Annotated in this window: 5 protein-coding genes and 1 pseudogene; all 6 read right to left on the reverse strand. The window is 40.9% G+C overall.

The window, feature by feature from the left end; genetic code table 11:
• Positions 1-410 precede the first annotated feature (410 nt).
• Positions 411-542 (reverse strand): annotated as a pseudogene (locus tag HP568_RS29940) (recombinase family protein); the annotation flags it as partial.
• 226 nt (positions 543-768) lie between these two features.
• A complete protein-coding gene (locus tag HP568_RS28575) occupies positions 769-1,017 on the reverse strand; it encodes a phage lytic cycle repressor MrpR family protein (protein WP_173630870.1) in 249 nt (82 codons plus the stop codon).
• Positions 1,018-1,190: 173 nt separating this feature from the next.
• Entirely contained in the window at positions 1,191-1,538 is a 348-nt protein-coding gene (locus HP568_RS28580) for a hypothetical protein (RefSeq protein WP_173630871.1), read from the reverse strand.
• Positions 1,539-1,923: 385 nt separating this feature from the next.
• On the reverse strand, positions 1,924-7,047 hold the full coding sequence (locus tag HP568_RS28585; RefSeq protein WP_254551598.1) for an RHS repeat domain-containing protein: 5,124 nt from the start codon (positions 7,045-7,047) through the stop codon (positions 1,924-1,926).
• A 415-nt stretch (positions 7,048-7,462) separates the two neighbouring features.
• Positions 7,463-8,431: an RCC1 domain-containing protein gene (locus tag HP568_RS28590; RefSeq protein ID WP_309142244.1), complete on the reverse strand. Its 969-nt coding sequence runs from the start codon at positions 8,429-8,431 to the stop codon at positions 7,463-7,465.
• A 15-nt stretch (positions 8,432-8,446) separates the two neighbouring features.
• Positions 8,447-8,940, reverse strand: a 494-nt coding sequence (locus HP568_RS28595) for an Ig-like domain-containing protein (RefSeq protein WP_173630872.1), incomplete at its 5' end; no start/stop codon positions are given.

Raw genomic sequence — 8,940 nt, forward strand, 5'->3', positions numbered from 1 at the left:
TTTGGTAGTTATTAAAATAGTTCCAAAATCCAGTTGTAGGGAAAAGAATGCCAGCACCCTCCGAACAAGCATTATTCAAAGATGAACACGCACGGATACTTTAGCTCGTACATTCTTTACATATCATTCATATCATTCATATCATTATTTTTCTATCATTACGATTGCACTTTGGTGCTAGACAATGCCTTCAATAAACGGATTTGGAGCAAGTATTCTCGTTGATGTAGTTCCACTTAAAAGATGGCTTTTATTATGTCCTCTATGGTAGCGACGTTTAATACAGCGTTCTCTTGTTGAACATAGTCAAAAATTAATTGCGTACCTATTCACGTCTGAATCTTATCAAGAGTTCGTATTTCTTCTTGTTTATGAATGAGTAAATTGGGTTTCCATGTTTGTTTCCTCCGCTACATAATAGCTAGGTGAAGTCCATTTGCTTCAATCTGACCGTAGCGGTAGATACCCCTATAGAAGGCTTCACAATCAATGATTCGTTTGACCTGTACCTTGGTAAAAGACTTACCCTGCGTCGTTGTATACTCTCCTGCATATTCTTACTTGTTCACGTTTTAGTTGCGTAGTTCGCTTACCTCTTTTCCACCCGCACCTTCAAATAACAGGGACAGAATGACTGAATCCTAATCGTTATTACATTGGTCAATAATTGCATCGATTTCTTGCTTCGTAATAAATTGTTGATGGGTGTTTCCTACCATGTTCTTAAACCATTCTTTTGAGACGGACTCCAGTGGATTTGCACCTTCTCTAAGCCCCTCTGCCCCTTGCCCAATTCAAGTAAGCAGATATCGTTCTCCCAGCCGTATTAAGAGAGTCTCCTGTAGAAGCATGAAAGCTGTGCAGGGCGGTTTCAATCTCATCTAATGTAAAGTGGAGCAAATCCTTATCCTTTTCCACTTCGAACTTCATTGTCAGGTTGAAGACTCTTGCATAAGCTTTTTGGGTATTTTCTTTATATCCTTGAAGAAAGGTAGTTTTTATTTCGGGGTTAAACATGGTTACACACCTTTCTTATGAAACAGGAATACTATAAATTTATAGTTTGATTTCTTTGAATTGATATTACTATAAATTTGTATTTTGCAAGAGTTTTTTACTTCTTTCAGGAATAAATTAAAGAAGCCCCAAACGAGTTTTGGTTACTCGCTTGGGGCTTGTGCACTTATTAGCTATTTTTCAAAAATCCATTCCTCACCTAAAGTTTTTGATGATGGATGATGAATATCTAACGGATTGTTTATTGCCCTGTACCATGTAATCTTTTGTATACCATCTTTTGAATAGGTAACTCTATAGATTGTATTAGCCCCCCGACTATCACTAGCAAAAGGACTTTCTTGTACGTTTACTTTCTGATAGTCAACTAGGATACCTCCAATTGAAGTAATTTTGTTTTCAATTTCCTCTGAGTGCTTGGAGTTTAGTACAATAGATGACACGCCAAACAAGATACTAAAAACAATAACAAATATCACACCTAGAATAATTAATAATTTTAACCTTTTATTCTTTATCACTCTACTCAACACCTTTCTTACTATCAAATATACCTTTGTTTCTAAAAATTTGTAGGAAGCAGACTGCGATTGGTACACTGATTACCCCATTTATCAGGTGACTCAGCAAATAGTCATGAATATATTTTTGAACAACATAAGCGTTCAGTAGAAGCGATATAATTGCATCAATAAAAAATGTAAAGACTACAGCGAGTTTAAGTTTACCACTACTTTGCTTTGACTGAACATTATCAGATTCAAAAATTACCCACACGAGAGTCGCTAATTCTACGGAATGTGGCAATATTATGTTAATTGGGACAAATCTCAAAAATATCTTATACATCATCTCACCTCTCAAAAAAAAAAAGTGGAAAACAAAGGTTTCCCACTATTGAAATTGTTACCATCCATTTCCTTGCAACATGTTCATCCATTCACTATAACTTGGTGAGCCATTATACTTTGGAATCAAACCACCTTGATGTCCTAAATCAAATGGCATAGGAATTTCTATTTTGTTTTCAGTTTCAAAATTAGCATCTATTGGGATTAAAGCAACCTCTGCCGCTGCTCCAACCCCTCCTCCATACGATATTTCAATATATTTTCCATCTGTTTTAAAGCTCCCCTCTGCAATAATACCCTTTCCAAATCCTCCTCCTATATTCCCAGTTGTACTACTCATATTACCGTACAAATCATTTGACATCTTAACACCAGCAGTTGCTCCTATTGACGCACCTATTTTTCCAGAAACATTTCCCTTTGCTATAAGCTGTAATTTATCTCCGCTTAATTCAATTTCTAAGCCGCCACCAGCAAAAAGTGACGTAGAAGCCCCACCCTTTATATACAATGTAGACGCTACACCAATTACATCTCTTTGCCTTTCTGCCCATGCATGCATACTTTTTTGATAATCTTTCCACATTTTACGCTCAGCAGCAGTTTTCGCTTTGTTTATATTTTTCTGTGACCATTGCCATTTCTGCTGTGCTTCTTTTATTATGTTCGATGCTTTTGTAGGGTCAGTCGCAATATTAAGTGTTGCTCCAAAACTATCTTTAATATGTCCAGTCGGGTCTACATATCTTAGCGGATTATTCTCCACATACGTATATCGGTTCAACGTCAACGGATTATCCACTTGCCCTTTATACGTATCCTCCGAAATAAACCGCCCTATCTTCGGGTCGTAATACCGGGCTCGCAAATAATAAAATCCGCTTTCCTTGTCAAACATTTCCCCTGCATACATAAACGGGTTGGAAAACGTTTCTTTGACCTTATCCGTGATCAGATTGCCCCAAATGTCATAGACATACGTATTCAAGTCATTGCCGTTAGCATCCTTGATCTTAACAACATCGCCGTGACTATTATAGTAGTAGGTTCCTTCCCGATTTGAGGCAAAGTCCTTTCGCCATATCAACTGGTTGCCAAACACATTTCGTGCCTTCACTCGGCCGTCTTGAGTCAGTTCTTCAATGACTTGCCCATTCAGATATACATAGTGAGTCGTATCTGTCACACTACCAGTCTGTTGCTTGGTCGCACGCAATCCGCCTGGGTAATACGTGTATGTTGTTTTCCCTTTATCGTCCTTATACTCCTGTAAACGATTAAACAAATCATGCTTCATTTCATAAGAGCGCATGAAATCTACTGGGGCATTCGTATACACTTGGCGGTTGCCACGCTTGTCATAGGCGTATTGCTTGACGTTCCCTTCGACCGATTCTTCCTTGATTCGGGAAAGCTTATCGTATACAAACAACCCATGATTCGTGCCTGAGCGCTTCTGACTGGTAATATTTCCAAACAAATCGTAGCCATTTGTCTCATTCCAGCCATCTGAGTGATTCAAGGCTGCTAGTTCACCAAATGAGTTGATCGATTGTTGCATGGCTGTCGGTTGCCCCGGATACGAGACCGAGTTGGTTTCGCCTGTTCTACTGATATCGTACGTGTACGTGGTAGTTCCGACTCCTGGGATCGACACTCCGCTCAATCTATTAGCGCTGTCATACGCGTATGCGACTCTCATGGAAGGGGCCGAACCGGATACAGCAGTTCTAGATGGGTACACAAGTGTATCGATCGTATCATCGCTGTCTGAATAGAGAAGCTGGTAGTCTTTGCCCATCATCGTTTGGCGATTTTTGCGATGGAAACCATCGTAGCCGTAGCTGATGGCGTTGCCTACGTTATTATTTTCGCGCAAAAGCAGGCCTGACTGTGGATCGTACACGCGTTCTTCATAGAAAGCACCGGAATACACTTTCGTCAGCTCATGGAAAGGCGAATAGTCATAGTTGAATGTGACGCCATTTTTGTCCTTGTAACTTTTCACCAAGCCACTTTTATCGTAAGTGTATGTTTCCGCTTTTGTTTCTGGATTCTTTTCCGAGAGCTTCCAAGACAACGTATTATAGGTATACTCTGCCGTAGTCGTCCCATTCTCCAAGACACTGGTGAGATTTCCTAGCGCATCATATCCGTATACATTGATGTTATTTTCAGGGTCCTGTAAATAAACCAGATTATCGTTGTGATCGTAGCGCATTCTCCAAAGTTGTGAAGTCGTACCGTCAGAGATTTTCTTTTCGGTTACTTTCCCGAAACGATCTGTTTCATAGGTCGTTTCGCGATTGTGACTGCCACTTTGGGTCGTTTCTTCTATACTCTCCACTCTTCCATACAAATTGCGGTAGGTAGTTGCAATGAAGCCATTTGGAGAGAGCGTTTGTTCCGTCAATCGTGGTAAATATCTCATGCCATCCGAAAAGGCGTTGTTTCGATGCTTTCGGGTAGTTCCGCTTGCATTCGTCGTTTGGTATAAAAAGCCATCCCAGTCATACAAATACGACGTGCTTTCCTCTTGTTTCCCATAAGGAACGGTGCGACTGATTTCCATGCCGTCTGGGGTAAACTCATTTTCTACCAGTGGACGCTTTGCACCTGTCGTTCCCATCTGCTCTTGATAGGCAATATCACCATACGGTGTGTAATAGGTGATGAGCTTCGATGAATCCGGCGCGATTTTTTCGACAACTCCGGGTCCAGCTGTATTCGTTCCAGAAGCTTCACCGTCCCGATAGACATAGGTAATGCTTCGTTTTGCACCTTGATTTTGAAAGGTCTCCGATAAAGGTCGACCTAACTCATCGTATTCATAGGACGCTTTGCTTCCGTTCGGGTAGGTTTGGCTTTTGATTTGACCTTTGTCATCGATATCATAGGAAAAATTCAATACATCAGACTTGCCGCTTTCCAACTCAACTCCAGCGAGGGAGATCTGCGTAGGCTGAAGTCCATATTGATCATAAGCGGTGAAGGTTTGTGTCCGTGTCTTCCCTGGACCAAAATTCTCTGTAATCGAATAGAGCTGCTTGTTTGTGTATTCGTAGGTCCGCTCAATGGTTTGACTCTTGTGATTATTAATCAAATTGACTGGGAACGAATGAATCTCCGTTTCCTTCCGAAGCAAATATTGATCGTTGTACTCAAAGGTCGTATTCGAATAATAAGGATCACCAGAAGCAGAGGTCGATTGTGTTCTGGCTGCTTTCAAAACGGAGTAAGTACGGAAACCCCATGGATTTACAGACTCTGCATCATATGTCCAGGAACTAACGATCCCGTTTGGTGCAATCCGCTTGACCAATTGTCCGTAATCGTTGTACTCCAAGTACGTCTCTTGAGCGTAATTGTTGATTTTGGCAGCATACTGCGAGCGATTCGACAGATTTGGGTCTTTCAAATATTGGTTGTATACATCCTTATCCCTAACGGCAGATGTTGGTTCGAGAAATGCATATTGATACGTTGGCTTTGTATTGCGACCTGAATAGGCGTAGGTCACATAGGTCGTTGGATTGTAATCTACACTGTATTTCGCGCCGGATACATTCGTCCCGCCTTTACTAATACCTGTCATTTTTTCACTTCTCAGCAACGGATTTCCGTCTTGATTTACCTTGTAGATTTTATTCGTCGTGTAACGAGATACTTCTGCCTCAGTGACATAGATGGTATCCCCATGCCGATTTGCAAAATTTTTCAATCTTGGAAGCTGTTCTTTTGGCACTTTCCATATTTCACGGAAATTATCATTATTGCCATAGTTTTTTTCCAGCTTATATGTATTTGTGCCGCCCGGGGTTTTTATTGTGTAGCTGTACGATACTTTATTTACAGGATGATACGCTACATAGCTCAGTGCATGCTTGTCTTGAAAAATCCGTACAAGACCGTCATTAAACGTAGTTTGACCTAGTTGATAGGGACGATAATCGAAGTTGATTTTTAACCCTTGCAACGGGTAGGATACTTCTTGCATAAGCAAGTAATCGAGTTCCTCACGCTTCTTTGTATCCGATTCCCAATATTTTGATGAATCTTGTAGGTTTTGATCTGTAGGGAGCTTATCCAATATGTATTCTTTGTTTAAATTGAAATAAGCAATGCCTTTGGTTACAGGATTATGATAGGAATACTGTGCCATTGTATAAGAGCCGCTTCCGCTCCCTGCTGTCGGCAGAACTTCTACGCGAATGAGTTGATAGTATCCGCCCAATGCCAGCTTTCTTTCAAAGTGATATCGAATATGCTTGAGTACAGTAGTCTCTGTTTTGTCTTTATAGACAATCAAGTCCTGTGTGGTGTCATTTTGTTTTCGTTTCATCACCACATAGCGGCCGACACTGTCTTCAATGCTAACCGGCTCTCCGTCACTATTGAGTGTGTACTTGATTTTGTCTCCATAAATATTGGATTTGACGACCGTTCCTAATCTGACATCAAATTCATACTTCAGATTTCGATAATGTAGCGTGTACTTCCCATTCGAGTCGTCAGTCAAAAACTTGATGTCTTGATATGGATAATTAACAAATTTGTTAAACCGATACTCTAAAGATGTTCCGTCCTCTAAAGTTATGTAATACCGATTACTTGATGGGCTCTTGTCTACTTTCGAAGAGTAGATTTGCTGACCTGGGTTTTTAGGATCGTCCTTTACTGTTACGGACTGCTCACGAGTGACGATATCCAGTCTTGGCATATTAAAATCCCAGCCGGTTGCAAATTTCTCATTCGCTTTCAGTGCCTCATTCTTGGATTCGTCCTCATTCCAGGTTGGTACACTTATTTTACTGCTTAAAGAGTGATATCTGCGTTTTATGTCGAGATCCAGTCCATGCTTCCCTGGCAAATAAATATCTTGTTCCACAAGGTTCGCAGCACGATATACATCATCTACCGATTGCTCTGTCTTTGAACGAGCAAAGCGGAATTCTTGGTCCTTTTCGGTGTAAAGAACCGATGGAGGTGTGGAAACTGCTTGTATTTCGATTGTTTCTTCTAGACTCTTGATTTCATTGATTTTCGATTGTATGAGAGGAGTAAGTCGGTTTAAGAGATCTTTATGCTCCTGACTGAAATTATCGAATTGAGAAATAATCTGGTCACTAGAAAAAGATTTGACTTCTTCTTGTTCTTCGGTTGAAAGTAGCTGCGACAAATCTGTATAAAAATAGGCCGCGTATTTTAATAAGGCTCGGTCAAAGGTTCGGTGTATTTCGATTGCTGTGTTAGCATCCAGCTGGTTCCATGTTAGTGAAGCGATGTCCTCAGCTTCATATGAGGTTGGATCTTTTGTTTCTCTTTTTTCTGGTAAAGGTTCGAGATTTTGCTCTGCTATGGATTGCTGGATTTCATCTATTGTGTAGTTTGGAGTTGATGATTCTATACTTTGTGTATTTGATAAATCTCGAGTTGACGGTTCATTTGCCAGGATACTCACTGGTGGTATAAGCGACGTAAATAGGGAAATGCACAATATAAAGATCAGTGTTGATTTTGTCGACAGGAGTTTCATATTGCCTCCAAAAGAAATGTTGTCCCCCTTGCTTAGAAGGGGGATTTACTTGTAATAATTATGGTGTAAATGTGATTTTTACAGGCTTTGGACTGAATGAAGTTGTTCCATCTCCTAGTTGACCTTTAGTGTTACTACCCCAAGCGTATACTGTTCCGTCTCTTTTTAAAGCTATACTATGATATGCACTAGGCCCACTTGCAATTTCTTCAATTTCTGTTAATTCTGGTACATTTATAGGAACAAGTTTACCAGAATAACTGCCATCACCAATTTCTCCTGAGCCCCCACTGCCCCACGCATATACTTTACCATTTACATCAAGAGCCATGCTATGACTGAATCCTGCTGCAACAGAGACAATATTCGAAAGTCCGTTTGTTTTAGTTGGAGTTGAAATCCTTACTGTATTGTTAATGCCTATTTGACCACTAGAGTTTTCCCCCCATGCCCATACTGTGCCGTCTTTTTTTACAGCAAGACTATGATTACCTCCTGCCGAAATGGCCCTTACTTCTGTAAGATCTTGTACTTTGGTTGGACTATAATTTATTGTTGGGCCCGCATGATTTCCCCAAATCCACACTGTACCATCTTTTTTTAGTGCTAGACTATGAGCTCCTCCAGCAGCAATCTCAATGACATCTGTAAGGCCCACTGCTTTTACAGGTGTGTCACTATCTACACGCCCGTTATCACCTAATTGGCCGTTATAATTGAATCCCCAACTCCAAACTGTACCATCAGCTTTTAAAGCTACACTATGGTTACTTCCTGCAGCAATACGCGAAATGTTTGTAATACCTTTTACTTGAACCGGAACATTTTTTTGAACTCTTGTACCATCTCCCAATTGACCGAAATTATTTGCACCCCACGCCCAAACAGTACCATCGCTTTTCAGGATCAGTGAGTGAGATTCACCCGCTGCACTACTCACTGCATTACCCACTGCAAAAGTCGTCTCTTTTGATAGAAACAGAATTACAAGCATCACTAAAAAAATATTCCATAGATTTTTTTTCACTTAGGCTCACTCCATTTAATTGTCTTTAGTTAATACTGGAACTGTACTATTTTGTGCTGTTCCATTTCCTAGCTGTCCTTTCTCATTTTGACCCCATGCCCATACACTTCCGTCTTCTTTCACCATCAACGTGTGTGCTCCACCTGCGGACAAGCGATTGACTTTCACTTTTGTCTCCTTTACTTCCACAGGAACCGTAATCGTCTGGTTATAGTAACTCACGGTGATGCTCGCGGTCCCAACCGATACCGCTGTAATTACACCTGCTACATCTACCGTTGCTACCGCTGGGTTACTGCTCTCATATGTCGACTGCGTCGTGACATCTTGGGTACTGTTATTTGGATACGTCGCCGTGATTTGCAATGGCTTGCTTTGAGAAGTTGGCACCAACACCGTAGCAGGATTCGCTACCAATTGCTTTGCAGAGATGACCAGCATACTCTCGATTGGCGCCGTCCGATTCTGTACTGTTCCATCTCCTAGCTGTCCTTTCTCATTTTGACCCC

The organism is Brevibacillus sp. MS2.2 (genome assembly GCF_013284345.1).
Taxonomy (GTDB): Bacteria; Bacillota; Bacilli; order Brevibacillales; family Brevibacillaceae; genus Brevibacillus; species Brevibacillus brevis_C.